28 protein-coding genes are annotated in these 26639 nt (G+C 42.4%); 5 read left to right on the top strand and 23 right to left on the bottom strand.

Annotated features, from left to right (window positions below):
* Positions 1–12: 12 nt before the first annotated feature.
* From BLT07_RS14990 to BLT07_RS15000, 3 genes are all read right to left on the bottom strand, one after another.
* Entirely contained in the window at positions 13–867 is an 855-nt protein-coding gene (locus BLT07_RS14990; protein ID WP_091870657.1) for a transglutaminase-like domain-containing protein, read from the bottom strand.
* Positions 868–1241: 374 nt separating this feature from the next.
* The gene (locus BLT07_RS14995) at positions 1242–2189 is read right to left on the bottom strand and encodes an alpha-E domain-containing protein (RefSeq protein ID WP_091870661.1); all 948 of its coding nucleotides are present in this window, start codon (positions 2187–2189) and stop codon (positions 1242–1244) included.
* A 234-nt stretch (positions 2190–2423) separates the two neighbouring features.
* Positions 2424–3887, bottom strand: coding sequence for a circularly permuted type 2 ATP-grasp protein (locus BLT07_RS15000; protein ID WP_091870666.1), 1464 nt, complete (start codon positions 3885–3887; stop codon positions 2424–2426).
* Between the two features lie 173 nt (positions 3888–4060).
* On the opposite strand from BLT07_RS15000, the gene BLT07_RS15005 reads away from it, so the two are divergent.
* On the top strand, positions 4061–5122 hold the full coding sequence (locus BLT07_RS15005) for a threonine aldolase family protein (protein ID WP_091870670.1): 1062 nt from the start codon (positions 4061–4063) through the stop codon (positions 5120–5122).
* 63 nt (positions 5123–5185) lie between these two features.
* Here the strand turns inward: BLT07_RS15005 and BLT07_RS15010 are convergent, their stop codons facing one another.
* From BLT07_RS15010 to BLT07_RS15020, 3 genes are all read right to left on the bottom strand, one after another.
* Entirely contained in the window at positions 5186–5494 is a 309-nt protein-coding gene (locus BLT07_RS15010) for a YegP family protein (RefSeq protein WP_091870675.1), read from the bottom strand.
* Positions 5495–5579: 85 nt separating this feature from the next.
* On the bottom strand, positions 5580–6545 hold the full coding sequence (locus tag BLT07_RS15015; RefSeq protein ID WP_091870678.1) for a metallophosphoesterase: 966 nt from the start codon (positions 6543–6545) through the stop codon (positions 5580–5582).
* An 89-nt stretch (positions 6546–6634) separates the two neighbouring features.
* Positions 6635–7243 (bottom strand): FMN-binding negative transcriptional regulator, encoded by a 609-nt coding sequence (locus BLT07_RS15020; RefSeq protein ID WP_091870682.1) that lies wholly within the window; start codon positions 7241–7243, stop codon positions 6635–6637.
* Between the two features lie 219 nt (positions 7244–7462).
* On the opposite strand from BLT07_RS15020, the gene BLT07_RS15025 reads away from it, so the two are divergent.
* Positions 7463–8293, top strand: a complete 831-nt coding sequence (locus BLT07_RS15025) for an alpha/beta fold hydrolase (RefSeq protein WP_091870686.1) — start codon at positions 7463–7465, stop codon at positions 8291–8293.
* A gap of 58 nt (positions 8294–8351) precedes the next feature.
* Here the strand turns inward: BLT07_RS15025 and BLT07_RS15030 are convergent, their stop codons facing one another.
* Entirely contained in the window at positions 8352–9185 is an 834-nt protein-coding gene (locus tag BLT07_RS15030; protein ID WP_245726567.1) for an endonuclease/exonuclease/phosphatase family protein, read from the bottom strand.
* A gap of 185 nt (positions 9186–9370) precedes the next feature.
* Between BLT07_RS15030 and BLT07_RS15035 the strand changes: the two genes are divergently transcribed.
* Positions 9371–10402 carry an AI-2E family transporter gene (locus BLT07_RS15035; RefSeq protein ID WP_091870689.1) on the top strand — a complete coding sequence of 344 codons (1032 nt, stop codon included), beginning with the start codon at positions 9371–9373 and terminating at the stop codon, positions 10400–10402.
* 108 nt (positions 10403–10510) lie between these two features.
* Here the strand turns inward: BLT07_RS15035 and BLT07_RS15040 are convergent, their stop codons facing one another.
* From BLT07_RS15040 to BLT07_RS15105, 16 genes are all read right to left on the bottom strand, one after another.
* Positions 10511–11719: an amidohydrolase family protein gene (locus BLT07_RS15040; RefSeq protein ID WP_091870694.1), complete on the bottom strand. Its 1209-nt coding sequence runs from the start codon at positions 11717–11719 to the stop codon at positions 10511–10513.
* Complete coding sequence (locus BLT07_RS15045; RefSeq protein WP_091870698.1) at positions 11691–13169, bottom strand: alpha/beta hydrolase-fold protein; 1479 nt, start codon at positions 13167–13169, stop codon at positions 11691–11693. The genes BLT07_RS15040 and BLT07_RS15045 overlap by 29 nt, the downstream gene beginning before the upstream one ends.
* Positions 13170–13395: 226 nt before the next feature.
* On the bottom strand, positions 13396–13707 hold the full coding sequence (locus BLT07_RS21410; protein WP_317040770.1) for a hypothetical protein: 312 nt from the start codon (positions 13705–13707) through the stop codon (positions 13396–13398).
* Entirely contained in the window at positions 13598–13918 is a 321-nt protein-coding gene (locus BLT07_RS21415) for a hypothetical protein (protein WP_245726575.1), read from the bottom strand. Before BLT07_RS21415 ends, BLT07_RS21410 begins: the two co-directional genes overlap by 110 nt.
* Positions 13911–14255 carry a hypothetical protein gene (locus BLT07_RS21420; protein ID WP_245726568.1) on the bottom strand — a complete coding sequence of 115 codons (345 nt, stop codon included), beginning with the start codon at positions 14253–14255 and terminating at the stop codon, positions 13911–13913. The genes BLT07_RS21415 and BLT07_RS21420 overlap by 8 nt, the downstream gene beginning before the upstream one ends.
* Before the next feature lie 6 nt (positions 14256–14261).
* Positions 14262–14597: a hypothetical protein gene (locus BLT07_RS15055; protein ID WP_091870703.1), complete on the bottom strand. Its 336-nt coding sequence runs from the start codon at positions 14595–14597 to the stop codon at positions 14262–14264.
* Positions 14598–14855: 258 nt separating this feature from the next.
* Positions 14856–15737 carry an SDR family oxidoreductase gene (locus BLT07_RS15060; RefSeq protein ID WP_091870707.1) on the bottom strand — a complete coding sequence of 294 codons (882 nt, stop codon included), beginning with the start codon at positions 15735–15737 and terminating at the stop codon, positions 14856–14858.
* 127 nt (positions 15738–15864) lie between these two features.
* Entirely contained in the window at positions 15865–16905 is a 1041-nt protein-coding gene (locus BLT07_RS15065; RefSeq protein ID WP_091870713.1) for a methyltransferase, read from the bottom strand.
* A gap of 46 nt (positions 16906–16951) precedes the next feature.
* Positions 16952–17257, bottom strand: coding sequence for an EthD family reductase (locus tag BLT07_RS15070; protein WP_091870717.1), 306 nt, complete (start codon positions 17255–17257; stop codon positions 16952–16954).
* A 51-nt stretch (positions 17258–17308) separates the two neighbouring features.
* Positions 17309–18205, bottom strand: coding sequence for a dioxygenase family protein (locus tag BLT07_RS15075; RefSeq protein WP_091870720.1), 897 nt, complete (start codon positions 18203–18205; stop codon positions 17309–17311).
* A gap of 206 nt (positions 18206–18411) precedes the next feature.
* A complete protein-coding gene (locus BLT07_RS15080) occupies positions 18412–19350 on the bottom strand; it encodes an ester cyclase (RefSeq protein ID WP_091870723.1) in 939 nt (312 codons plus the stop codon).
* Positions 19351–19364: 14 nt separating this feature from the next.
* The gene (locus BLT07_RS15085; protein WP_091870728.1) at positions 19365–20138 is read right to left on the bottom strand and encodes a hypothetical protein; all 774 of its coding nucleotides are present in this window, start codon (positions 20136–20138) and stop codon (positions 19365–19367) included.
* Between the two features lie 173 nt (positions 20139–20311).
* The gene (locus BLT07_RS15090) at positions 20312–21082 is read right to left on the bottom strand and encodes a hypothetical protein (RefSeq protein WP_245726569.1); all 771 of its coding nucleotides are present in this window, start codon (positions 21080–21082) and stop codon (positions 20312–20314) included.
* A 55-nt stretch (positions 21083–21137) separates the two neighbouring features.
* The gene (locus tag BLT07_RS15095) at positions 21138–22103 is read right to left on the bottom strand and encodes a nuclear transport factor 2-like protein (RefSeq protein ID WP_091870733.1); all 966 of its coding nucleotides are present in this window, start codon (positions 22101–22103) and stop codon (positions 21138–21140) included.
* Positions 22104–22430: 327 nt separating this feature from the next.
* Positions 22431–22961, bottom strand: a complete 531-nt coding sequence (locus BLT07_RS15100; protein WP_091870738.1) for a hypothetical protein — start codon at positions 22959–22961, stop codon at positions 22431–22433.
* A gap of 133 nt (positions 22962–23094) precedes the next feature.
* Positions 23095–23625, bottom strand: coding sequence for an ester cyclase (locus tag BLT07_RS15105; RefSeq protein WP_175455344.1), 531 nt, complete (start codon positions 23623–23625; stop codon positions 23095–23097).
* 208 nt (positions 23626–23833) lie between these two features.
* On the opposite strand from BLT07_RS15105, the gene BLT07_RS15110 reads away from it, so the two are divergent.
* Both BLT07_RS15110 and BLT07_RS15115 read left to right on the top strand, forming a co-directional pair.
* On the top strand, positions 23834–25795 hold the full coding sequence (locus BLT07_RS15110) for a histidine kinase dimerization/phosphoacceptor domain -containing protein (protein ID WP_091870745.1): 1962 nt from the start codon (positions 23834–23836) through the stop codon (positions 25793–25795).
* 2 nt (positions 25796–25797) lie between these two features.
* A complete protein-coding gene (locus tag BLT07_RS15115) occupies positions 25798–26529 on the top strand; it encodes a LytR/AlgR family response regulator transcription factor (RefSeq protein ID WP_091870749.1) in 732 nt (243 codons plus the stop codon).
* The last annotated feature ends 110 nt before the right edge of the window (positions 26530–26639 follow it).

The raw sequence follows: 26639 nt of genomic DNA on the forward strand, positions 1-26639 counted from the left end.
CGGAATTTTTCTTTACTGTTGCTGACTGGAAACTTGCACGGTATGGCTAGTCTCATTACGTCCGGTAGTGTAGACGACGCCTTTGAGCGGAGAACAATCGGTGTAGTCCTTGCCGTGGGCAATCTTGATGTGGTTAGTATTGGCCAGCAGGTTATTGGTGGGGTCGAAGCCGATCCATCCTATTTTTGGAATATAAGCTTCCGCCCAGGCGTGCATTTGTGAATCACCGAACAAACTGTTGCCTTGGTGTAGGTATCCGGATACATATCTAGTAGGAATTCCGTTTTGACGGGCCAAAGCGCAGAACAGATGGGTAAAATCTTGGCAGACCCCGTGCCGATTTTCGATAACTTCGTCTAGAACGGTATTGACATCGGTTACATCGGTCTTAAAATAAATATGGGTATACGTCCATTCATTCAGGGCCTGTAGGTTTTCAAATAGAGATATGTTTTTGTCTAAGAGGAAAGCATCCCTGTTTTTTTCCGGAAGGGTAGTAAAACGGGTATTTCTCAAAAAAGCCTCAAAATCTACCTTAAAATTCAGTTCTTCAATGTGGGCATAGGCTTGGGATATATCTTCCTCCTCTATAAAATCAAACGGATTCACCTCCCTTTTGATCAGCTTAAAATGGGCTTCGAACGAAATCTGTTTGAACTTTTTCTTGGGATGCACCCGGATGGTTCGAAACCCATATCCGTTGACGGAAAATTGATTGATGGTATTGAGCGAGTTGTTGAACTGAACATCAATAAATTCCTGATTGTCATTTTTTTGAGGAATGATCAAAAACTGCCAATGGGCGTCGTTTACCCAGTTTTCATAGGTGTTTTCTGCGGTATAGGTAATGGAATATTCTAGGGACATGTTTATCTGATAGCTAAGAGACTGTTATGAATTATATCGATTATTTTTTTTATGTCCCTTTTTGCGACCTTTGTCGTTAAATTTTATACCGTAGCTACGGTTATGTTAGATAATCTTGCCTAAAACGCCACAAAAATAACCTGTAAAAATTCTAATCACATAATTCAAAACAGTCTCTGAGGCAAACATACCATTTCTGGAGCAAAGAATTCGATTTATACTGCTAAACGTCTACGGATTACCGCTTACCGATTTTCGTTCTAACCATATTATTGAGGATGCAATACGCGTATTGCGTTTCGCGAACCGCGTTTGGCGAACCGCGCTCGGGAGACTGTGTTTGGCGCACTGCTTTTTGGCGCGAAGTGGACGGCTCAATAGTTGAAAAATTCCTTCTCCATTTTCTGGCCTATTTCCGAAAGGCTTTCCAAAATATTTTCGATAAATGATTGGATATCCTCCTCGATTTCCTCGATGTACTTGTACGCGAATTCAGACCGTACCCTGCCCACCAAAAAGGCCGTAGATGTTTTATTGTAGTTCTTGCTGGGATCCAGGACTTTAATATGATCGTAAACCTGATTAAGGCTGTTCATGACCGAGCGGGGACAATTGGGGTTGAGAATCAAAAACTCTAATGTAGTAATGCTGGTCGGGGTCTTCTTATAAAAACGCCGCATCATATCGTATGATTCCGCACACTTTAACAAGGTGGTCCATTCAAAACTATTGCCGAAAGTATCCCCGTAACTCCCTCTCGATTTCTCGGCGTCGTGGTATTTGGCATTGATCATGCGAATGATCTGTGTTGACCTTTCAATGTTCACGCCCATCATTATGATGGAGTAAATATCATCGTGCAATAAAGTACCCCGCATCTTGCCGCGTAAAATTGCGGTCATTTCGGCCACGTTCACGGTAAAATCGTGCAGTCCGTTTTTAACAAAACTATCCGCATCGTAGTTCAACACGAAATGGTAGAACTTATTGATGGCTTCGTAGAGTTCGGTAGAGATAAGGTCACGGGCACTGTTGGCGTTTTCCCGGGCATATTTTACATTGTTGATAATGGAAAAGGGGAAGTCCGGATCCAAGCCGATTTTATACAGCACTTTTTCTTCGTCCAACTCAACGGACTCGTCTTCTTCGGGATCTCCGACCATAAAAAGCATCGAACGCAATACGAATTGCCGGGACTGTGATAATTGGTTGGGCGCATCTAGCGACGAAAAATAGTTCACGTTTAAATAGCGTGCTATATGTTCGGATCGTTCGATGTAACGACCCATCCAGAAAAGGTTATTGGCAACTCTTGATAGCATAGGGTTATTTTAGGTTCAAGTTAAAGTTCAAAAAAAGTTTAGGAGCCCGCCTGCCTTACGGGCAATTCGATCAATTTAAAAAAAAATGATTTTGACTACTGACTACTGACTACTGACTACTGACTACTGACTACTGACTACTGACTACTGACTACTGACTACTGACTACTGACTACTGACTGCCGTTTGCCGACTAATAGCTATTGACTACTAGCTGACTACTGCTAATAATCCTCACTCCTTCAGCACCCAAGTATCCTTAGATCCGCCACCTTGCGATGAATTCACGATGAGGTTTCCTTTTTTCAGGGCGACGCGAGTCAATCCGCCTTTGAGTACGAATTCCCGATCCTTGCCCAACACGGTGAATGTTCTTAAATCGACGTGTCGTTGCTCGAACGATTCGGTTTCGTCGATATAGGTCGGATGTACGGAAAGGGATAATATGGGCTGGGCCACATATTTTCTGGGACTTTCCTTTACCTGTTTTTTGACCGTTTCGATTTCTTCCTTGGTCAGCTTATTTCCTATCGATATACCGTATCCCCCGGCCTCGTCTACCGGTTTGATGACCAGTTCGTGTACATGCTCCAAAACATACTTTAGTTCATCGGGGCGGCTACAATGATAGGTGTGTACATTATTGAGGATGGGTTCCTCATCCAAATAATACTTAATGATTTCCGGCATATAGGTATACACGGCCTTATCATCTGCAACTCCGGTTCCCGGGGCATTGGCTAAGGTGACGTTTCCTTTTTTGTAGGCGGCGAAGAGTCCCGGTACCCCGATTGCGGAATCCGGTTTGAATTCCAGCGGGTCGATAAAGGCATCGTCTATCCTACGATAGATAACATCGACTTTCTCCGGTCCGCGGATAGTTTTCATATACACAAAATCATTTTCTACGAACAGGTCGCGGCCTTCCACCAGCTCCACACCCATGGTCTTGGCGAGATAGGAGTGTTCATAAAAGGCAGAATTGAACATACCGGGCGTAATGACCACAACGTTCGGTATGTCGACACCTTTGGGTTTCACGGTTTCCAGCAAATCAAGAAGATTCTCGGCATAATTGGTAACGGAGTAGGTCTTATAACGATTAAAGACACCAAATAACGCCCGTTTTAAGGCCGTACGGTTACAGATGACATAGCTGACCCCGGAAGGGCAGCGAATATTATCCTCCAGAACATAATATTGTCCGTCGTTATGCTTTATGACATCGGTGCCCGAAATATGATTGTAGATTCCTCCCGGAGGGTCGATACCCACCATTTGATCCAAATAATTCGCGGAAGAACCGATCAGATCCATCGGCACAATCCCTTGTTTGATTATTTTTTTATCATGATAAACATCCCACAGAAATAAATTGAGGGCTTTGCTGCGCTGTATGGCGCCTCGCTCGATAATATCCCATTCTTTGGGATCGATGATACGTGGAAATAGATCGAAAGGAAATATTTTTTCCTTGGTCTCATTTTTGTCATATACCTGAAACGTAATACCCTGATTGAAGAACGAAGCCTTGGCCTTGTCATTCAGTTTAACGTAGTCTTTGATGGAATGTTCCCCGTAGAGATCGAAGAGTTCCGAGTAAATGGACATGATCGTACCATCCTTATCGTATATTTCATCAAATAATAAGGGATTTCTTTGATAGGAAGAGAACAATTGGTTTTCAGCTGTGGTCATAGGCGAATAAATTTGTTATAAGATACTAGTTTACAATGAATTTCTAAAGGGGAATACCATAATATTTAGAGGTGATTTTTGGGGATTCGCAAAAATCACAGGCTATTTTTTAGGGAATAGAACTTTTTCCTGCGGATGGAATGAATTAAATTTAGAGTTAACTTTAACTTGACATGAGAATAAACCTAATAAGCGATACCGTAACCAAGCCCACTCAGGCCATGCTCGACGCCATGATGTCCGCCGAGGTGGGCGATGATGTCTTTAAGGCCGACCCGACGGTAAATGCCCTGGAACAAAAGGTGGCGGAAATGTTCGGAAAGGAAGCTGCACTTTTTTTTCCCAGTGGAACGATGACCAATCAAACGGCCATCAAGTTGCACACCAATCCCGGAGATCAATTGATCTGCGATAAATACGCGCACGTCTACAACTACGAGGGTGGGGGAGTGAGCTTTAATAGTGGCGTATCCTGTAGACTAGTTGACGGCCATCGGGGGATGATGACCGCAGAACAGGTCGAAGCGGCGATAAATCCCCCGGACTTTTATCACAGTCCCCTGACATCTTTGGTCTGTATCGAAAATACAACGAACAAAGGTGGCGGTGCCTGTTGGGATTTCGGAGAGCTCGAACGCATCAGGGCCGTTTGCAAAAAGCATGGACTCGCCTATCACCTCGACGGCGCCCGCTTGTGGAATGCCATGGTCGCAAAAGGTGAAAGTCCGAAAAAATACGGCGAACTGTTCGATACCATAAGTATCTGTTTGAGCAAGGGGCTCGGCTGTCCGGTAGGCTCAGTGCTGGTCGGAAGTAACGAACTAGTCCATAAAGCACTGCGCATACGAAAAGTTTTAGGCGGCGGCATGCGGCAAGCTGGCTATTTAGCAGCGGCAGGCATTTATGCGTTGGACAACCATCTCGAAAGGCTGGCCCAAGACCATAAAAAAGCCCAAGAAATCGGAGATGTGCTTCAAAAGGTAACCTACATCAAAAAAGTGGAGCCGATCGAAACCAACATCATCATTTTCGAAATTGACGAGAACTATATGGGCGGAGATGATTTTGTAGAGAAGCTTAAGGCAAATGACATCCATATAATAGGCATGGGGCAGGGCAAACAACGAATCGTAACGCACTTGGATTATACGGAGGACATGCACGAGGTATTTTTATCGGTACTGGAAAAATTACAGGGATGCCAAAACTTGGGTTATGTTAAAGCTAGACTTTAGTTTATTTTGAACCTAGTCGAAATGCTCGAACCAACATCCATAGCTAATTTTCAGAAATACCGACTACCCTAGAAATTGGATCTGTTCTCTCAAATTTTTTATTCCGTTCTCCATACCTGCCTCCGAATCATAAGGTTCGCTATGGCCTATTGTACCGCCGGTATCATCCTTTAAACTGAACAGAAATTTTCCTTCGGTATTTGTATTTCGTTCGAAATGATTGCGGTTCATGGTTGCTGCTCCCAGGCTTTTAATGGTCTCATCCATTTCGGTTTTATCGGGGAACGCTACACTGGTCAATAGGGTGTTGCCATTTTCGGTTTTCACACTGAAGCGGTGAGTATTGTCAGAATCGGTATGTATGTTTATCACGTGCGATTTTTTTCAGAAGGTACGAAATTTAAGGCTTACATGATTTATCCAACGTAAAACGAAAAGATTTGATTTTGCCGTAATTCTATTCCAAAAACTTCCGGTCAAACGAAAATGGATTCCTTAGATCGGGGTCCACCGTAACCTGCACGGCGTTTGCACCGCCTTCGATTTGAACTCGTAAAATGTTCTCCTCGGGCCAAGGTCTGTTTTCGAACCAAACATGTCCGTCACCCTGTATATAGAGAACAGGTTTGTCGAAGGCTTTTGCCGATGCCCTAAATCGGTCGGTAAACGTCTCGAACTTTTCGGGACCGACCTCCGTCATATTGGCATGCCCGAACAAAACGGCGGCTTCGATGTCATCCTTTTGAAGTTCAAATTGTTGCTCCACCCAGTCCGCATCATCGGCCAACCGCTTGTCCCATTCCGCCTGGTCGTGAACGGAGCTTCCCACTAGGTTCAAGCCTAAAAAAAGTACGCCATTCTCGACCCAGGCAAAGTTTTCGGGCCGCACCTCTTGATACTCGACGGTATGCGAAAATTCCCAGTTATCATTGAAATGTAAGAAGTATTCGATCCAAAGTGCCAGTGCGTCTTGAGGGTTGTCGCAATCATTGTATTCATTGTCTCCTAGAACCATAAAAGTTGGAGTCTTGAATTTTTTCAGCAGTCCGCTGATATCATCGTAGACAAGTTCATCGCAAGGGTCGGCTCCCGGTTTGATATCGCCGATGTGTACCACGAATTCTGAAGCCGCCTTCGTGTTATGGGCATCGATCATGGCAATTAATCCGCTCCTTTGATCGTCATTGTAGGGTACGTCGCCGATTACGGTAAAAAGGGTTGTGGGGAATGTCTGCGCTGGATTTACTTCTCCAACGGGGTTATCGTCTTCCCCAACGGGATTATCGTCGTCGGACTGCGCTTTTTTATCATCCGAGGAACTGGAGCAGCAGATAGCCAGGCCGGCACATAAAAATAGACACATTAACTTTACGGTAAGGGATTTCCAGGGTATTCCCAATCCAATTTTGGCTTGTATTTTCATATTTGGAAGTATCTCTACATTACTAATTACCTTCTTGGGAGGCCTTTGGTTGTTATCTTGAGTTGATCGATTCACGCATAAGCTTACCTTTACCGTCTTTCTTTCATCATTTTCGCAATACCGGAACTACCGGCATCCTTCCTTTTTTCCAGTTCCCGAATAATCTCCGGATGATCATGCTCCCTGTTCTGCGAAAGTTTGTATTTAGCCTGAATATTGGTAATCTCGATTTGAAATCCAACAATACCTTTTACCTGTTTTAAAGTCTGTTGTGACATATTATTCAAGGAAATCGGATGTTCGGAATCTTGCTCGTACCGATCCACTAAACGATGTAAAGATGCCATAACGGCTTCCTCATCCAAAATCGTCAATTTGCCATAGACATGAACGGCTACATAGTTCCACGTCGGCACTTCCTCTTCTTGGTACCACGATGAAGATACATAGGCATGCGGACCGTTGAAAATACAGAGCACCGCTTCGTTCCGCTCAAAAGCCTTCCATTGCGGATTGGCCTTCGCGATATGGCCCGTGAGTACATCATTTCCGCTCTCATCCGATTCCAGCTCCAAGGGAATATGGGTTGCCCATGGTTTTGCGTTCAATTGACTGACCAAAATTCCAAAACTATACTTGCGAATGAACGCCATTATTTCAGAAGTATCCTCGTTTATTTGATGATGTGGGATGTACATAAAATCATACTATATGTGGAACAAAGAACGGGTAATTGCCCTAATGTAGCATAAATCTTCATTACGGGCAATTTTATATCTGTTTGTGTTAAGGTGAAAACAGCCAGCCGTTTATCTTTCAATTTATAGAAAGAACAAGACCCTTTCATTTCACATTCTATTCACGAACAGGTGCCGAGCGTATTAAAATTCTCGGTATACCATCTAAAATTTACAAATATGCCTTTTATAACAAACAAAAATTCAAAGCAACCTGTAGACCTATTTTATGAAGATTATGGAACAGGGCAACCGGTCATTTTAATTCACGGCTGGCCGCTGAGCCGTAAATCGTGGGAGCAACAAGTTTGGAAAATAGTGGATGAAGGTTTCCGATGTATCTCCTATGATCGAAGAGGGTTCGGAATTTCTTCACAACCTTGGGGCGAATACGACTATTCCGCTTTAGCCAGTGATTTGAATACCATAATCGATGGCCTTGATTTGAGGGATGCCGTTATTGTCGGATTCTCAATGGGCGGGGGCGAGGTAGTCCGTTATTTCACGGACTATGGTGCGGATAAAATTGCCAAAGCTGCTTTGATCAGTTCCATTATTCCGTTGGTTAAAAAGAAAGACGACAATCCCGATGGCGTTCCTGAGGAAGCATTGAACGGAATCAAGAATGCCCTTCAAAAAGATCGGGTCGGATTTCTAAAGGAGTTCGGAAAAGGTTTCTATAATTATAAGGATAATAAAGAAAAAGTCAGCGAGGCCCAACTGGATTATGATTTCATCATTGCTTCCCAAGCTTCGCCAAGGGCTACCATACAGACCGCACTGGCCTGGATGAACACGGATTTCCGGTCCGAACTTAAGAATGTGAGCGTTCCTACCTTGATCGTGCACGGCGATGCCGATGAAACTGTACCAAAGGCTACTTCGGCAGATCAAGCGGCCAAGGGAATCGCCAACAACACTTATGAAGTAATCAAAGGCGCACCGCATGGTCTCAATATTACCCATGCCGAAGAGCTAAACGAAATTTTGATTTCTTTTTTAAAAAAGTAAAAGTGTCAGAAATATTTTGATGGTAAAAAACCGGACTCTCTTGGAATCCGGTTTTTTTTTACTTTATCACCGTGGCTAAAACCGGAAAATGGTCGGAGATATATTTCAAATTCTCCAAACGGTCGTCAATATGGGTGTAGTTTTCGACCTTGAGGTTTTTTACGAAAATATAGTCGATGCGATGGTCCAAAATCCTATCCGGTTCAAAACCGTTGAAAGTGCCTGAAGTTCCGTAAAAGGGAGAGCTGGTGATTTCTTGGCCATCTTGCATGTACTTTTTAATGAGGTGGATGGGCTTTTCGTCGGGGGTCAGGTTGAAATCTCCCGTCAAGACGACGGGCAGATTGTCCGTATTGATTTCCTTGATTTTATTTACGATCAGTTCAGCGGATTTTTCCCGTGCCGTTTCCCCCTTATGGTCAAAATGGGTGTTGAAGACCCATAGCTTTTCGCCGGACTGGCGGTTTTCAAAGAGGCCATACGTACAGATACGCTCCAAAGCGGCATCCCAACCGACCGATACTTTATCCGGAGTATCGGATAACCAAAATGTATGATGTTCCAAAACTTTATATCGGGTAGAATCATAGTGGATTGGAGAATATTCCCCCTTTTGTTTGCCATCCTCTCTACCTACGCCGATATAGGCAAAGTCGGTTAGGCTACTGTCGATGTAAGTGACTTGTCGGTGAAGTGCTTCTTGCATGCCGATAAACGATGGCGCGTAATGTTTGATGAGATCGACCAGTTTTTCTTTCCTGTCGTTCCAATTATTGATCGTATCGTTTACATTGTCGTATTTGATATTGTAGGTCATCACCTTGATTTCTTGGCCATATACTGCGGATGAACCAATGAACATCAGCAAAACAAAAAGTCGTTTTAATAGCATTTTTACGTGTTTTAAAATGGATTTAAATGTAAGGATTTACGATTCATTAGTCGAAATCAAGATTGTTTTTTTTAATATCAATTTATCCTTAAAAAGAAACGATATAAATCTTGCACAACAATCGAATTGGATATACTTTTCCTATATCTATTTAAACCCTTTATTTCAAAGTCAACACCTTGTTTATGAGATCAATAGATCAAAATATTATCCGTCAGATATTTGTCCTGCTCCTTATTTTATTGATCGGGGGATTAATTTTTTGGGAAATGGTGCCTTATCTCTCGGGGGTGTTGGGCGCCATTACCATTTATGTGCTATTTAGAAATTGGATGGCAAAATTGATTACAAAAGGATGGAATCCCAATTTGGCGGCTTCCCTTATTATGTTCATTTCGTTTGTGCTGATATTGGTGCCCGTAGGTGGGCTGGTGCTTATGCTGGGCAACAAGGTTAGCAGTGCGGTAGACAAATCGGAAAGCGTTATCGAAGCAATTAAGAATCAAATGTACAATCTTGAGAAAACGTTGGATTATGACCTGACCTCTCAAATGGATTTTTCGGGCGCTTCGAGCTGGCTGTCCAATAGTCTTCAAGGTTTGGCCGGGGGTACCTTCAATATCTTTATTTCCATCGCTATTATGTACTTTTTGCTGTTCTATATGCTTACCAACCGCAAAGAACTGCGCGATTCGTTGTTCGAATACCTTCCCATTAGCAAGAAAAATATAAAGCTTATAGGCGACGAGGTGCAGAGTATGGTTAGATCAAACGCCTTAGGAATTCCTATGGTGGCCGTAGCACAAGGCATCGTGGCCTTGATCGGATTTTTTATTTTTGGTGTACCCAATCCCTTTTTCTGGTTCGTGATTGTGGCGGTGGGCTCCATGATTCCCTTTATTGGTACCCTGATTGGGATAATCCCCGTTTTTATACTGGCCATGTCCAACGGAAACGAATTTCAAGCCTGGGGCATTCTGATCTACGGATTTGTTGTTGTCGGATCAACGGACAATCTGATACGCCTCTACGTGTTGCGAAAATTGGATAATGTACACCCATTGATTACCTTGATCGGGGTCATTATCGGTGTTCCGCTGTTCGGGTTTATCGGGCTGATTTTTGGGCCGTTGCTAATTAGCCTATTTTTGATCGTCGTACGAATCTATAAAAAGGAGTATGGGGGGAAAGGGAATGTAGGGGCTGAACAGCTGTAGGTGGATAGGGCTTTTTGTTTACTAGGGTTCGTACAGTACAATCAGTGTTACCATGATTTTTGTTTTAATTGAACCAAGCACTTACATATTAGTGTTGTTAGCCTTTCGTTATTTTTTATTATATAATTCCCCATTCTTGATTATCAAAAAGGTATCATCTATATGATCAATGTTTTCTATGGGATTGGCAGTTAAAAGGAGCAAATTCGCTTTTTTACCTACTTCTATTGTGCCTTCCCTTTCAAGGATGCCAGTAGCCATTGCAGAATATTTAGTTGCCGCTTTTATTGCATCTATTGGAGTAAAACCGCATTCATTAACCAATAACTTCATTTCGTGCTGAACAAACGTGCTTTGGTCAGAATCACTACCAGCATCAATGAGAACTCCTGTTTTATGTGCTTGTTGAATTATTCTTTTCCCAATTTCGTATCGCCAAATCATTTTTGGATGGTTTTTGAATATTAATAGTACTGACATTGTTGCATCTAAAACGACGTTGTTTTTAATCATTAATTTATATAATTCGGAAAAGTCTAATTTTTCAAATTCTTTATCCCAAAACTCTTTTTCCTCTTCACTAGATTCATGACTAATCCAAGTATTTATTAAGGATTCATTATCCTCATTTTCATAAACCAACATATTAGCCTGAGAAATTGATATGACACCACTTGCTATTATTTCAGAAGGTTTAGCGATTTGCAATGCTGCGTGTGACCAAACAGGAATATTTTGCCTTTTGGCTTCTTTAACAATTTTCACAACCTCATTATTTGTTAAATCTGCATACATTTTAATACCGGAAGCGCCTGTGCCTTTAGCTTGAGCGACCTCTAATACTACATTAGAAGTATCATCAATTGCTTTCATATAGGGCATTTGTCCGCTAATTCCGCCTTGAGCGGATGCAATGGTTCTTGGGTCAGCAAAAAACGTTGTACCCGCCATTAATGAGGAATAGTAAATGTTTGGCGCTACGATATCGCCCACTAATGCATCTCTTGATAGACTGGATAAGGCTCTTGCATCTCCAGCCATATCTCTAACCGAAGTGATACCTGTTAAAAGCATTTCTTTAAGTACTTTTTCTGCATTATTCCTTCTTTCTTCGGTTGGGTCTGTCGCAAAATGTACGTGAGCATCAATTAGACCGGGAACTACGAATTTCCCCTTCAAAATAATGGCTTGAACGGTATCGTTGGATATATAATTTTTGGACGGTAAGATGTCCGAAATTTTATCATTATGGATTACAATGGTATAATCATAAAGTTTATCATTGGAATCATTTTTTTCCTGCACCAGATGCTGCAAGCCATTCCAAGTATTTTTGTTTTAGAAATTGGGTGCCGTCTTTTTCATAATCAGGTGTCCAAACCGTAAAGTGATCGCCTGGATAATAGCCAAATTTGAAGGTTGAGTTTACGGCCTTCATCTGTTTTTCTAAGGACATTACGGCGTAGTTTAAAAGAAAATTATCCTGATTACCAATAGAGATACGGACTTTGCCACTCAATTCAGACTTTAAAATATTCCAATTATTTTTAAGATTTAGGGCGATGTCATATTTTTTCCAATGCGATACAACGGCAGCATCTATTTTTCCAGTTTCTGCATTACAAATACGTTTGGGCACACCATCAACTCCTTTTTGGCTAAACACGGCATCAAAAGAATTCATTTGTTCTCCTCGATAAACAGCATTTTCCATTTGATAAGCCATCTTCGCAGAGGCCCAAGGAATACGCCCGGCTATTGTGGCGACCAAGAATTGTTGACCATCTTCATCGTAATACGCGTTTTTATCTTCGTAAATATTTATTTGCTGAAAAGCTCTAAAATCAACTGGATCGGGCGCACTGGACCAACAGGCATCAAATACTTTTGGGTATTGGGTTTGAAGCCACAACACCGTCCATCCACCGCTGCTATGCCCTGTTATCAGGCGAGCACCATTGGCTCTATAGTTTTTTTCGAGTAAGGGAATAAACTCTTTAGTCAAAGCATCGCCCCAAGGTCCATTATTATCGCTATTTGCGTAAACGGAATGTCCTAAAGAACAATTGCCATCAAGAAATACTTGAATAACCGCTACGCTATCCATTTCTATACTTGGCTTTTCACTACCCGAATAGCCATGATAATCGCCACCATAACCTGACACGGTAAACAGTACAGGAAATTTTCGCTTGGGTTCTGTGTAATATTTCTTCGGAAGAATAACTGCCGCATCAACTGTCATTGGGATACCATGAAATTTGCTAAGTAATTCAGAAGGTGCTTTTAATTCTTTTACAAATTCAGTTTCCTTGAAATGGGGAAGCTCTGGAATAATCTGCGTCGCATTGATATTAAAAACTTTTTTGGTGTCTTTTGTAATTGTAATCTTTTCAGAAGGATTGAATAAGTTTCCGGAACTTTCAGCAATGGAACGACCGCCAAGTTTTCTGTCCCATACAATTTGAACATAATACTCCCCTCGTTCAATGTCAGACAATACCGTAGGGTAAGAATTCGCTTTGTCATCGATAGTTATAGCTTCACCAGCTTTTATATTTTCTACAGCTACCGAAAAAACTGGAAAGCTCTCTAGGCCAACCATACCGTTTTTCGGTTCTTTATTTTCTTTAGACATATAGACCACAACATGTCCCGTAAATGGTTTATTAAAAACGGATGACGCATAACTTGCTTTAAATTGTTGGCCGTAGCTAGTTAAGGCGAACAGAAAAATAAGTAACAGGCTAAAACATATCTTTTTCATTTTTTTAATTTATTAGTATTCGATTTATAGTTTCTATAACAGCTCCATTTGAAGCACAGCCAGAAGGTACAACGTTTTTTCTCAATCAAAATTCAGACTTATTCTTCCCTCGGCAAAAGCGAATCCAGTTCGGCAATTTGATACACAAGAGCTGCAAATTTCCCTGGTTGCCAAACTGAAAAACGCGGGTCATTCGATCCACCACTACAAATAAAGGCTGCATGCGTTACTTATACCCCGCGGCAACCGCTACCATTATTGCCATTGCCCCGACCAATAGCATCAAAAGGGTCGGCCTCCAAGCAAACTTGAACCATTTGTTGTACGGGATGCCGCTAACTGCCATGATGGCCATCAACGCGCCATTGGTAGGTACGATCAGATCCCCCATTATGGCGCCGTACTGGTAGGCCATAACACAGGTTTGTCTAGAAAGCCCGATCAAATCCGACAGCGGTACCAAAACCGGCATGGTCATTATCGCCTGCCCGGAATAACTTGGAATAGGGAAATGCAGAACAGTATGGAAAAACATCATAAGTACCCCTGAAATGGACGGCGGAAGCTCTTTTAAAGGACCAAAAAGCGCTCCCCACGACCGTGGATCCGTAAGTCATGCAAAGTATTGTGAATACGTCAAAACCCAGACTCCGCCCGAACAGTAACAATACAGGTGTCAGGGCGATTACCTCTTCTTGCATTCCGATGGTAACCCCAGCCATGGTAAAAATCGCTGAAATACTAATCAATGCTAATTTTTTTGCCTTTTAAAAGGGTAACAAGCTTTTGTAAACCTTGCGTTAAAGCCCGTGTTTTTTCTATGACGTAAAAACATCCGCCAAGTAAAAGAATCAATACGATAATATTCGCTTTGCCGACAATTTTCTTAGGGATTGCCAAAAGTAGGTCGAAGGCCGAGTGGTGTTCAGCACTAATTTGCCCATAGGAATCGTTTATGACCTCAGTTATGTCAGATTCAGGATCCGTGATTCCTTGATATGCTCCCTGCGGAATCAAATAGGTAAGAATCCAAGACAGTATAATCACCGAGATAATGATCACAAAAGCATTCGGAAATTTTTTCATTCGGGATTAATAAATGATATTATCCAATATCCGGCTGAGGTTGCGCTCTCTAATATGGAATTTCCCGTCCGCGGAAAATACTTCCCTAGTTTCCTTTTTAAGTTCGGCAAGCTCCATCTGTGAATATTCCAGTCTTGAAATCGTATTTTGGATTTTTGTGAAGCTTTTGTCTTCATCATCAAGGCTAATTTCGTTGTAAAGACGATCAAAGTTTTCCGGTGCAGTTCTGGATCGGATAAGATTCAGCTCTTCTGGGTCTTCTATGGAATCGGCTTTCGCACAAAGCAATAGGATATATACTTTTAATTCAGCTTTTGACCAATGTGTTGCGATTTCTTTCATTTTTTGGATGTATTTATCAGGTTGCTACAAGTAAGGTATAATAGGCCGCGATGGCCAATAAAAGGAAAAGCTCAAAGGCCAAAAACCGAATGGACCGGTTTACGTTTCGGAATTTGTAATCGGCAGTTTTTGAAATAATAAAAATCTGTTGGCCCAATTGAAGATACAGTTTTTCTTAGTTCGGACTGATGGATTGACGGGTATATCGGAACGGACTGTAGATTTGTGTTCATCGTGTTTCGTAGATTCGTTAAGGAATTAATTTGAGGTATTTGTACCCAAGGCTGTTCTAGCATTAAGACCAAAGGCGCTTTCAACGGACTCGTACCAATCATCATCGCTGGCCGCGTTCCAGTCCACATATTCCTCATCGGTCAGTGATGCCCTCCACTGTAAAAAAGGTTCGGCATCCGGCCCAACGGGATGGCGCAGTTTCCAAGTATCGCTTTCGGCGATTTCAAAAATTTTGCTGGCTACCAAAGATGGAGGTGTAGGAATTTCAAGGGAAGCGGCAAACAGACCTCCAAAACGCTTCGAATTTGGATATATCGAACTGCCGTCTAAGCTGATATCATTGGCCATTTGGGTACTAATAATACCGGGCTCTACTATAGCGACCCTAACGTTAAAAGGTTTTACTTCTTGTGCCAAAGCCTCACTAACAGCTTCAAGAGCATGTTTGCTTGCGGAATAAGCACCCAACGGACTATTGGAAATATGGCCTGATACCGAAGCGACATTAATTATGCGCCCTTTTTTGTTTTTGCGCATGTGTGGTAGCAATGCTTTTGTGCAGCGAAGTACTCCAAAATAATTCGTGTTCATAACGGATTGGAAATCGTTCATTGACATTTCTTCAATGGAGCCATGACGTTCGATCCCGGCATTATTGACGAGAATATCTATGGATCCATTTTTTTTAATGATATCATCCATACAATGCTTTACGGAGGCATCTATATCAACGTCCATTTTAGATATCGTGATGTCGAGTGCTTCGGAAGTGATCTGTTGTTTAAAAAAGGACGCTTTTTCAGGATTGCGCATGGTGGCAAACACTTTATAACCTGCACGACCAAAAGCTAGCGCTGTTTCAAGACCGATGCCTTTGCTTGTTCCTGTAATGAGAACTGTTTTCATTTTAGTTGGTTTTTTAACCTCTTTGGGTTTAATTCAATATTTTTTTCCAACGGAGGCCTGCCCCGTTGTTTTTTTGAAATTTTAATGTCTTAGCCAGAGGCAATGCAAAAATCGCATTGTTGCTTGTTCATTTTATGGCGATTGCGGCACTCGAAGGCCCGGCCAAGGGCATAATGCTAGTCTTGACGAACCCGGCTTCTTTGGTCAGCTCCTCAAAATCCGATGTTGAAAAATCGTAACCTGCTGGCGTTTCTATCAGCATGTTAAGAGACATCAGCAGACCAAAGACATTTTTGCTTCGATCTGCGTCAATGACATTTTCAATGACAACGAACGCACCTCCTTTGGGCAAGGCATCATAAGCTTTTGCAATTAGCATTTTTTTATCCGCAGCGCCCCAATCGTGTAATATCTGCCCCATTGAGATTACATCGGCTTTGGGAAAATTATCAGTAAAAAAGTCTCCGGTAACCACATGTATCTTATCGCCCAGCCCCATGGCGTCTATATTTTCTTGGGCAATGGGAGATACAGGGGGTAGGTCGAAGCTGGTGCATTCCATATTTCTATTGTTAAGGACCACTTGCGCCGAAAGGGCACCGCCCGAGCCACCAATATCACAAAGTGTTTTATAGGTTGAAAAATCGAATTGGTTGGCAAAAGCAATAAAATTGCCCATTTGTACGCCCGTCATGGCTCTAATAAATTCACGCAGCCGGTCGGGATCAGCATATATGGCTTCAAATGGAGAGGCACCATTATTTTTGGCCTCATTTTGTGGCAGGCCTGTTTTTAGGCCTGTTTCCAAATCGTTCCAAAAAGGATACAGGCGGTTGTTCGCCATTTCTAAGATTCCGCCCATATAGCTGGGTTTGTTTTTGTCTAGGAATAGGTCCGTGTCCGCCGCATTGCTATAGACCGAGGTTTCCTTGATCCCCGTTCGGTTTAAAAAACCCAGTGCTACCAAGGCGTCCAAAAAGTCGTAAAGACTTCTAGAATGGAGTCCTAGTTCTTTTTTGATTTCTTCTCCGGATCTCGGGCTTTTTCCTAAAAGTGTGAACAGGCCCATATTAGTGGCCGTTAATAATGTTTTTGAGGCAAAGAACCCCGTACCGACTTGCATTATTTTTGAAGGGTCTACTTGTATTTGAAGTGTTTTTGTTTCCATTATTGGTTTGATTTAAAGAAGTGAATTCATTTACTTCAGGTTTCCATTATTCCTCGACCTCACCAACCAAAAAGGTTGCACTGCCCGTTGCATAATTGGCCAGATCAGCCGCCACAGCCTGACCTTCGGGCGAACCCATGGTTGTCTGCATGGCCTCCGGACTGGAAAACCATAATTCCGCCATACGGTAATAGACGGGTTTGCCTCCATTGGTATCACCGGTGAATTTGGTAGTTTCAAATCTTGCATAGCCTTTTATTTTTGCCGCTATGGGCATATGGGTTTTGGTATAGTACTCTTCAAATGCAACTGAATCCGTTGGATGTCCGTACAATATTGTCATTTTAATCATGATTTTTGTTTAATGTTAGCAGCAGAACTAGTCACTGTTCAGTGTTCGTATTTATGATTCCTTGATAAATATTTCGGTGGGACTGACATATGTACCATAAGCCTCTGCCATTGTTAATTGCACCGCTCCTGTGGCCAATATTTCGAACTGAAGGGAGGAATAGCTGCCAGGAGGCATTCCAGGATATTCAAATTTATTATGGCCAACATATTCGTACATTTCCCCGAACACTTCGTTTTTAAGCCATAAATGATTGTCCTTTATAAAAAATTCTTTCTTGTCTTTTGGCTCTTTTGTGCTGGTGTAACTACCTGTCAACTTTTTTAATGCCACAGCCTCCACCGCCAAACTCAAGGCCATACTAACATCGTAGTTCACTTTTTTGGAGCCATTGTTTAAATTTTCAACATTTAAAATCCTTCTTTCCGCTGTAGGCGAAGCGGCGGCCGGGTCATTTGCAATATTTTTGTCTCCGGTAAAGTACAATTGGGTTACAAAAGGCTGATAGCCTTCGGCGGTGATTATCAAATGAAAATGGGCAGGCCGTATCATTCCTCCACCTGCATCATAGGGAACCGGAAGAATGCTATTAAACGAATAACTGCCCTTGTCGTCCGTATGAGTAGTACCTCTATAACGGAACTGATTTGAAGTATTGTCATAAACGCCATCCTTGTCACAATGCCATAATTCTACTTTGGCATTTTTATAGGGAGAACTACAATCATTGTGTCTGATGGTGCCATACAGTTCAATGGGTACTCCTTCTTCCCCTTTTACCAAAAGGGTATTTCGTACCGGGCTTCCCGGTCTATAAAATGGGCCGAGAATATCGGTAGTGGTTTCACAATCCCCCGCGAAATTTTGGCCATTGAAACGGATAAAGCCCGAAGTACTTACGGCAACGGCGGCCAAAGCCGTACTGTTTAGAAAATCCCTACGTTTCATAATGGTTGTTTTAATTTCTTAAAATGATTCTAAGATATGTCGAATCAACCCGTCATAATGACCCCCGTTAACCATCCTTAATTTTTGGAGTCCTTTCCTATAATTTAAGATCTATGATTTTTTTATAAAAAAAACCCAACAGGAACCCATCTTGTTTTTCCCCCGAAACGTTAGATGGATTGGCCTGTCAGGTTTGGTTTGAAACCTTATTCTTTTGGCGTAGGCATTGAATACCCCAACTGTTGATACACTACAAGATTGTCATAAAAGGCATCTTCCCGACTGGCCTTACCTTCGGGACCAAATTTCCAAATGCTAAAACCATGGGTCTCTATTTTTTTATCGGTCGGCGCATTTCCCATGAATTCCCCTTTATTTGTACCGGTGCAAGTCCAGTTTAGGTATGCCGTATTACCATCTATTTTCATATTATCCAAGGTTACTTTAAAATCTGGGAAGGCACCATGGTAGATATCCATAAAATCACCATATTCAGATTGTTTCTTGGCAATGACAGCGCCATTTGCAGTTCTGATGATATTGCCAATCATATTCGCATACATCAAATCTTTATCATTCGTGTTCCAAGCATTCGTAACATTATCAATAGTGGTTTGAATTGCTTTTTCATCTGCGGACCTATTATTCTTGGCCTCTATTTCCTGAAGGGCCAATACTACCTCGGTGGGATCCCATAAACCAACCTCCCTAACTATTTTGCCATCGACAAACTGGTAGGTCAGGTGAACGGGGAAGGTTATTTCCTTGTTGTTCGTGGCCAGGGTTCCTTTCCAGTCCAACCAACAATTTACCCAGGTTTCCCCGTCATCGGTGACCACCATCTCGTATTCTTGGTCCTCTGGTAAAAATCCCCTACTGGCATAATTGGCGTCATTCGCTTTATGGTAGTCAACGGCCTTGCTGGAAAGTATAGGATTGTCTTTAGTGTTAAAATAGGTTTTTGAAGTATCGGCAAATACCGAAGTCTCATATACCTTGTTGTTATAGTTTTTGATTAAATTCTTTACCGTTTCAATTTCCGGGGATTGCTGCGTGTAGCGCGTTGCTGCCTTTTCTTGGCAAGCCGTAAAAAGAACTGTTGCCAGTGCCAATAGAATACCTTTTTTCATGATTTCTGTGTTCATGTTATGAATCAATGTTACTGCTCCCGTGGGCTTACCACTTTTATGCGTCTATAGACAAAGCTGGTCCGCTGGTCCGTTTCCAGTGCCCCAATTTCGGTTAGGCCGTCTTGAGGAAATACCGTACTCTGGTCCCATGTGGGATCTAATGCTTCTTTTAAGCTAGCATAGACATCCAAAGAAATCGTGTTGGCGTTCATTTCAGGCCCGGAAGGGGACAGTATGATCGCATTTCCCCAGGCCTTCTGTTTGGTTTTACCACTATCCATTGCCGATTGGATAAAGGGGGTCCAGTATTGGTCTTCGAGCGCGATCAAATTATTTGGATTAGAGGTGATATGGTAAATAATTTTAATAAATTTAAAATCGTTTTCCGGTACCGCATTCTTTGCTTCTACCCAGACTGCCGGTTTTACGAAGAGGGTATGCATTACCTCACCCATCGAAAAGGTATCCATTTTATCCATAGACACATCAGGCCAAACTTCGGAGGGATCCCAGATGCTCTCGCCTGCGTCGATGTCATTATAGGTATTGATGAACAAGATATTGGGAGAGTTAGGCTCGTCAAACCCACCCACTTTCTGGAACAATCCCCAAAATGTCAGGTTGCCTTTGGTTATCGCATTTTCTGCAACTTTGCTCCAATACTTGGTTTCCCTAGAAATGAATTCCTCCATCTGATCGGACGGTACATGTCTGTACTGATACATACTTATGCCCTTGTTTTCTTCATCTTGGGCATTTAATTTGAAACTAAGAATAAAAACAAAAAGCAGCATTGTTTTCATAAATTGCCCCCGCAATCAATTGTTGTTTTCATAATAATAGGATTAGGTTATACACGATTTAAAAATTTTCGGCCTATATAATTTGATAATACAATTGTTGATACCGCTTTCAAAATTCCGTTCTGTTGTTCGCCCAATAGATTATCATAATATCCCTATATCAAATTGAACTTTTATTGCCGGTCGGCAACTTTTACATCTCCGCTAATGCCGCTCAAATCGGCACGGTACATCCATAGTTCGGATTCACCACCTTCGGTAACGGCATACCAGTCTTTGAGAAATTGTTCAAAACCTCCCGTTCCGTGAACCTCATCGTATTTCGCCGGAAATCCGTTGTCCTGACCGATCCAGGCCAATTTGTCAAAAAAGGAGATGACTGCAAGGTCTCGTCCTTCTTTGGTGCTGCCCAACTCATTCGAATAGACACCAAACGTTTCATCGGGCATTTTTTCGGCGTATACCTTTTTTACTTTCTCCACCAAAGCCATTGCTTCTTTGCCTTTGCCCCTTGTAATGTCATAATAGTCGACCAGCATTTTATTGATAGTGAAATCCTTGGAAAAGCGGCTTAGGTCCGTTTCATTTTTCCAATAGCTTGTAGCACCGCTTTCAGGAGTAACGTATGCCAGTACATTGGTGTCCCAATCGGCGTCATGGCCATTTTCTTTTCCGGGGCGGCCATCTAGGGCACTCCACGGAAGTGGTCCCATGCTCCAATGATAACTACCGGTGTTTGGTCCGCTGCTTATCCAATAAATCCTAGCGCCGTAAGGCCCGTCCCCATGGAATTTTTTGTTGTGCTCCATCAAACCTTTCTCAAACTGGGCTATTTGGGTCGGGTTGGGTGTTAGCCTTGCGGTTTCAAAAATCATGTACTCGTTATCGCTTTGTGATACTGCCATTAATGGCAGTAAAAGCAGTAAAAAAATTACTTTTTTCATTATGATTTAAATTGTATCTCCCGCCCAAGGCGGTTGATTGGTTAGTATTTAATACTTACTTGCTGGCTACTGTTGCTGGCTGCTCTAACAGTTTCTCGTTATAATAAGCGGCCTCACGGACAATCTTTCCTTCTTCATTAAAATCATTGATATAAAAAACGGGGAGTTCGATGGCCATTTTATCCGATTTGCGGATCAAGTGCAAATTCCACCACGATTGTACAACACGTCCGTTATCCATCTCATATTCCAGATAATCGGGATAGCCCGACATCTCGATATTTTCGATTTCAAATTGTTCGAACATTTTTTTGTCGAGCTCTTTTTGGTCGGTCAAAGAAATTCCTCGAGTCTTAAACGAGTTCAGGTCGCCAAAACGGGCTTTATCATCATAAAAGCTGTAGGCTTTCTCCAAATCGCCGTTTTCAAAGGCATAGATCATTTTTCTAACGGTGTTGATGTTCTCGTGGTGGTTGTAGATGCTGCCATTGGTGCGGTCCGAAAAGCTGTTACCGATTTCATCCAGAACACGGCCATTGCTGTAGCTAATAATCCTAAAGATTTTATTGTCCTTGTTCAATTCATATTGACGGTGCGCCGCTGCATCAATCTTTACCCCCGTGGTTTTATGGACTCCTTTAATCTGGTTCCAAGTCAAGACGGTGGTGCCGTCATTCTGTTGATCGTCCTTGTACTCGAGCGCATCGGGATAGGAGCCTGGAAGCGGCTCGATGGAAAAGTAATCTAGCTGATCGTGATAGAGCATCACAGAATTAAAAAATGCCGCTCGGTCGCTACTTTGCCCCATAGGGTCGTCCGACGTTCCGTTATATGCTTTAAAATCCTCCGCCATGTAACTCGCCAATTTAGTCGTGTCGCCTGCTACGGAAGCTTTGACGAAGTCTTCCACGACGTTTATGGCCGGGTGTTCCATATAGATTTTTCCGTTGGTTTTCTTTTGGCCGAAAACGGCCGTAATACAGATAAAAGCGAGAGCGAAAAGGGTGTTCTTAGTTTTCATTTTAATTTGGTTTTAGTGTTAATAATTTTAGTGTTAATCATAGTGTATTGAATGACAACAAGTGAATGGATACTCCGTTGCAATTGTATTCATATGCTGTCGTATTCAATTTGAACTATTTTTAAAACAGGCAGGTCCGATAATGGCGTTGATCAGATTGATTTTGGTCTATAAAATGCTAATTCAAATAAACCTAAATTTAAGTTCTACCATTCAGTTTCCCCCAAAACTGCTGGCCTGCCTGTTTGTTATTTATACCATTCAAAAATTACTTTCAAGTTGAATAGCCCATCGAAGGCTATCAACCTCTTCTTTTCCCAAAAGACGTTATTCTTTAGGCGCCGGAATAGGATACCCTTGGGTTTTCAACACATTAAGCACATCATAGAAATAGCGTATCATGATTACTTTGCCATTTTGTATCAGGTTGGCAGTGTGATAAGGGATTGTTGTGGTCTTTCCGGTCTTTTTATTGGTAATGGTATTGGTGCCCCACGCTAAGACCCATTCCCCTTCGTTCCAATTCTTGGTCACCTTTACGGGCAAATAAAGATCTTGGGTTATTACATGGTTATAGTTGGAAGTACTATTGAGGTAATATGCTTTATGTTCTACAACATTTAGTGAGTCCATACCGCCTCCCAGGCCATATACCATGGCGTTATCGGCCAGTTGGGCGTTCATGGTATTCACATCTCCCTCTTGCAGGGCTTTTACATAATTTTGAACAAGTTCGAGGGCGGATGCTGCATTGTCGAATTCCAGAGTAACACCAACGTCTGAAGTTTGAGCATTGGCCAACATCGGAAATAATAAAAGTGTACTGAAAAGAAACAGGGTCATTTTTAGAGTTCTCATTTCTATTTGTATTTAGCAGTTGGTATTCAAGTTCAAGTTGAAAAAAGGTTTATAAGTTTTTCGAATGCCAAAGAACCTTTTTTTGGTAACTACTGGTTACTCCCGAAATTTCGGGCTGTTCACTGAAAGCCGCCTACTCCATAACCGGCGGCGTCACCGTAAAGCCCCATTCTTGCAATATGCCCAATAGGTCATAATAGGCGCTTTCGCTCAAAAGCCTTCCCTGATCGTCAAAAGTTAGGATGCTAAAGCCCTCTGTACTACTTTTTTTACCGGTCGGTGGAACAGTGCCCAACATTCCTGTAAGGGTTCCTGTGCAGGTCCAGCTGATATAACTTTTGTTCCCTAATATTGTTATTTCGCGGGCGCTTACCTTGAAATCGGGAATGGCCGTGTTTAGGTATTTTAAGGTCTCCGCGAGTCCCGATGGATTGCTCGAGACCATCTTTCCGTTGACGTTCCGAACCATATTCGGCACCGCCATCGCCTCTATCAAAACTGTATCCTTCTCGCTCCACGCCCTCAAATAGGTTTCACTGGCCGTTTTTAGGCGATTTTCGGTCGTCGTGGCATGGGCTTCGTCGGTTTTTTTTCGCTTAGGGTCTGCACAACAGACCATTAAAAGCAAAAAGACCACGATGGATAATAAAATCGATTTCTTCATGGCACCCGATTTAAATCGCATCGGATTCGTACGACAATCTGAATGCACAGCTAATAAAATGAATCTTTACCGATTTGGAATACGCGGGAGGATGAACGCATCTATTTCTTGTCCGAACACCTATTTTCATTTATCGAACCATTTGTAGCGATAAATATGTATATTTAACCAGCCCTATTTTCCCCCAGGTTAACGACCAAACCAAGAAATGGGAAGTTTTTTTATAAAATCTCTTAGTGTTGTTGTCTTTTCTCTTCTGAACAGCTACCCCACCTTTGCCCAATTTATCGACCTCAACAGCGAAAACCCCTACAAAAAGGTGTTTGTGAAGACCGATAATTTTGGGCCTTCGTACTTGGATCAGCTTGAAAAAGCCTATCCCAATGCAAAACCAGATTCCATTCAATTTTCCATGCTTAACGACCTGGCGTACTACTGGCACACCCGTAATTTAAAGGTGGCAATGGATTTTACAGAAAAGGGATTGCAGTTGACCGGCCGCAAAAAAAATACGCTTTGGGAAGGAAGGTTTCAGATTACCCAAGGCGCGATTCTGCTTCGGATGGAAAAACTGGACAGCGCCCAGACCGTTCTTCAGGAAGCCTATAATAAAGTCTGTGAAAACGACCTTGCCTTTTTGAATACCCAGCTTGGCTATGTGTACGAACGCAGGGGCCAGTTGGGCAAAGCGACGGATTATGCGTTGGAATCCCTTGAAATAGGAAAAAAATTAGGCGATATGAAAGCCATTGCGATGGCCTATAGTGATTTAAGTAATTTATTCTGGAAGCAGTCTAAATTCGATACGGGACTTAAATATGGACTCAAATCGTTGGCCATTTTTGAGGAAAGGGGCATTACCGACCTCGATTACGATTTTACACTCTACGTCGTCGGAAACAATTATTTGGCTTTAAAGGACTATCAAAACGCACAGAAATATTACGAACTCGCGATGGTCATCGGTGAGCGCTATGGGTTTTATAACAACTTGAGCGATGTCTATATTTCGTTGGTCGACCTTTACGCTTTTCTGGGCGAGTTCAACAAAGCGGACGAGGCAGGCCTCAACGCCATCAAATATGCCGAACTTCTGGAAAACAATTTTATGGTCATGCGTTCATGGCTGTCTATCGGAAAATTAAGGAACTTACAGGGGCTATACGACTCCGGAATTGAAAGTTTACTGAAATGCATCCATATCGCCACCACTGATTTTGGTGATGAATATTATCTAAGTCAGGCTTACGACGCTTTGGGAAAAGCCTATGCCGGCAATCACGAGTACCAAAAGGCCTATCAGGCCTTCGCAGAATACGATACCTTGAAAACCCGCATTTTTACCGCGGAAGCAGATCAGCGCACCTCATTGCTCCGCACCGAGTTTGAGGTGGCCGATAAAGAGGGTACCATATCCCTTCAGGAAGACTTGATAAAAAAGCAAAAGGCAAGAGAGACACTGATTGTCATTATTGCCGTGCTGTTGTTTCTGTTGCTACTTTTGGCCTACAAGGCTATTTCGAATAACAGAAAAAAGAACAGGATGCTCCAAAAACAGAATGAAGAAAAGGAGTTCCTATTGAAGGAGATACACCATCGGGTCAAGAATAACCTCGAAATCGTTTCAAGCCTGTTGTCGCTGCAGTCCGCACAGATCAAGGATACCAACGTGCTGAACGCAATGACCGAAAGCCAGCACCGGGTACAAAGTATGGGCATGATCCATCAAAAATTATATATGGGCAAGAATTTGGCGGCCATCGAGATGAAGGATTATTTTCAGAACTTGGCCGATTATATTGTCGATGCCTATGGGATGGAAAATCGTATTTCCATCGCTATTGCCATGGACGCGTGCGAAGTTGATGTGGATATGGCCATCCCCATTGGTCTTATTGTCAATGAATTATTGACGAACTCGTTAAAATATGCTTTTCCAAATAAAAGGAAAGGGAAGGTCAGCATCCGTCTTAAAAAATCTGCAAGCAGACTGCAGTTAGAGGTTATCGATGATGGTGTGGGAATGGTCTTGAAAAACGAAGGACAGCCTAGCGGTTTCGGGATTCAGCTCATTGAACTATTGACCAAACAGTTAGACGGAAAAATGGTGCTCAATACCCATCAAGGTACCTCGGTATCCATTCAATTTCAATCCAAAAAAGCGGCATAATCATGGAGCGTACCGCACGTATATTGATAGTTGAAGACGATATGATCATCGGGGCTAACCTGTCATTGCAACTGAGCCAATTGGGCTATGAGGTAACAGGTATTGAATCGCGGGGTGAGGAAGCTTTGTCCCATGCCCTATCCACTATACCGGATATTATCTTGATGGACATCAACCTGAAAGGTGAATTGAACGGCATTGCCACCGTTGCGGCCATCCAAGAAAAAATGGATATTCCCATAATCTATTTGACGGCCAACAGCGACGATGCCACCTTTTCTGCGGCAAAGAAGACCCATCCGAAGGCTTTTATCACCAAACCCTTCAACAAATTGAATCTGCAGCGCACCATTGCTTTGGTTGTAGAACAGCTAAAGGGAAACAGCGTTGCCCAACATCCCGTTCTCGAGATGGAAGTCATGAACGATCGTATTTTCGTCAGACATAACGGAAAGATGGAGAAACTATTACTTGCCGATATCTTGTACATCGAAGCGGACCGAAATTACTGTACCTTAATTACTGATTCGGGCAACTACTTGTTGTCCAGTACATTGAAGACCATGGAGGAGAAACTGCCAAAAACGGTCTTTATACGTGTACACCGTTCTTTTATGGTCAACATCTCAAAACTTGATGTGGTGGCCGAGCACCATTTAGAGATCAAACGAAAGGTAATTCCCTTGAGCAAGTCGCAAAAAGAACTTTTGATGGCCCGTATTCAGACCATCTAGAATACAATCTATTCCATACTTCCTCCGGTAACTTAAAGCTCAACTTAGGACAATAAAAGCAGGTATTCGTCCTACTTCACTTTGTTTATAGGAATGAAATTTTTAAAATC

The sequence above is a fragment of the Pricia antarctica genome (genome assembly GCF_900101815.1).
In the GTDB taxonomy this organism is placed as follows: domain Bacteria; phylum Bacteroidota; class Bacteroidia; order Flavobacteriales; family Flavobacteriaceae; genus Pricia; species Pricia antarctica.

What these genes read in the sequence shown, in the direction of transcription:
- BLT07_RS14990 (WP_091870657.1), bottom strand. Translation starts at nt 867, where the DNA reads ATGTCCCTAGAATATTCCATTACCTATACCGCAGAAAACACCTATGAA.
- BLT07_RS14995 (WP_091870661.1), bottom strand. Translation starts at nt 2,189, where the DNA reads ATGCTATCAAGAGTTGCCAATAACCTTTTCTGGATGGGTCGTTACATC.
- BLT07_RS15000 (WP_091870666.1), bottom strand. Translation starts at nt 3,887, where the DNA reads ATGACCACAGCTGAAAACCAATTGTTCTCTTCCTATCAAAGAAATCCC.
- BLT07_RS15005 (WP_091870670.1), top strand. Translation starts at nt 4,061, where the DNA reads ATGAGAATAAACCTAATAAGCGATACCGTAACCAAGCCCACTCAGGCC.
- BLT07_RS15015 (WP_091870678.1), bottom strand. Translation starts at nt 6,545, where the DNA reads ATGAAAATACAAGCCAAAATTGGATTGGGAATACCCTGGAAATCCCTT.
- BLT07_RS15020 (WP_091870682.1), bottom strand. Translation starts at nt 7,243, where the DNA reads ATGTACATCCCACATCATCAAATAAACGAGGATACTTCTGAAATAATG.
- BLT07_RS15025 (WP_091870686.1), top strand. Translation starts at nt 7,463, where the DNA reads ATGCCTTTTATAACAAACAAAAATTCAAAGCAACCTGTAGACCTATTT.
- BLT07_RS15030 (WP_245726567.1), bottom strand. Translation starts at nt 9,185, where the DNA reads ATGCTATTAAAACGACTTTTTGTTTTGCTGATGTTCATTGGTTCATCC.
- BLT07_RS15035 (WP_091870689.1), top strand. Translation starts at nt 9,371, where the DNA reads ATGAGATCAATAGATCAAAATATTATCCGTCAGATATTTGTCCTGCTC.
- BLT07_RS15045 (WP_091870698.1), bottom strand. Translation starts at nt 13,169, where the DNA reads ATGAAAAAGATATGTTTTAGCCTGTTACTTATTTTTCTGTTCGCCTTA.
- BLT07_RS21410 (WP_317040770.1), bottom strand. Translation starts at nt 13,707, where the DNA reads ATGATGTTTTTCCATACTGTTCTGCATTTCCCTATTCCAAGTTATTCC.
- BLT07_RS21420 (WP_245726568.1), bottom strand. Translation starts at nt 14,255, where the DNA reads ATGAAAAAATTTCCGAATGCTTTTGTGATCATTATCTCGGTGATTATA.
- BLT07_RS15055 (WP_091870703.1), bottom strand. Translation starts at nt 14,597, where the DNA reads ATGAAAGAAATCGCAACACATTGGTCAAAAGCTGAATTAAAAGTATAT.
- BLT07_RS15060 (WP_091870707.1), bottom strand. Translation starts at nt 15,737, where the DNA reads ATGAAAACAGTTCTCATTACAGGAACAAGCAAAGGCATCGGTCTTGAA.
- BLT07_RS15065 (WP_091870713.1), bottom strand. Translation starts at nt 16,905, where the DNA reads ATGGAAACAAAAACACTTCAAATACAAGTAGACCCTTCAAAAATAATG.
- BLT07_RS15070 (WP_091870717.1), bottom strand. Translation starts at nt 17,257, where the DNA reads ATGATTAAAATGACAATATTGTACGGACATCCAACGGATTCAGTTGCA.
- BLT07_RS15075 (WP_091870720.1), bottom strand. Translation starts at nt 18,205, where the DNA reads ATGAAACGTAGGGATTTTCTAAACAGTACGGCTTTGGCCGCCGTTGCC.
- BLT07_RS15080 (WP_091870723.1), bottom strand. Translation starts at nt 19,350, where the DNA reads ATGAACACAGAAATCATGAAAAAAGGTATTCTATTGGCACTGGCAACA.
- BLT07_RS15085 (WP_091870728.1), bottom strand. Translation starts at nt 20,138, where the DNA reads ATGAAAACAATGCTGCTTTTTGTTTTTATTCTTAGTTTCAAATTAAAT.
- BLT07_RS15090 (WP_245726569.1), bottom strand. Translation starts at nt 21,082, where the DNA reads ATGAAAAAAGTAATTTTTTTACTGCTTTTACTGCCATTAATGGCAGTA.
- BLT07_RS15095 (WP_091870733.1), bottom strand. Translation starts at nt 22,103, where the DNA reads ATGAAAACTAAGAACACCCTTTTCGCTCTCGCTTTTATCTGTATTACG.
- BLT07_RS15100 (WP_091870738.1), bottom strand. Translation starts at nt 22,961, where the DNA reads ATGAGAACTCTAAAAATGACCCTGTTTCTTTTCAGTACACTTTTATTA.
- BLT07_RS15105 (WP_175455344.1), bottom strand. Translation starts at nt 23,625, where the DNA reads ATGAAGAAATCGATTTTATTATCCATCGTGGTCTTTTTGCTTTTAATG.
- BLT07_RS15110 (WP_091870745.1), top strand. Translation starts at nt 23,834, where the DNA reads ATGGGAAGTTTTTTTATAAAATCTCTTAGTGTTGTTGTCTTTTCTCTT.
- BLT07_RS15115 (WP_091870749.1), top strand. Translation starts at nt 25,798, where the DNA reads ATGGAGCGTACCGCACGTATATTGATAGTTGAAGACGATATGATCATC.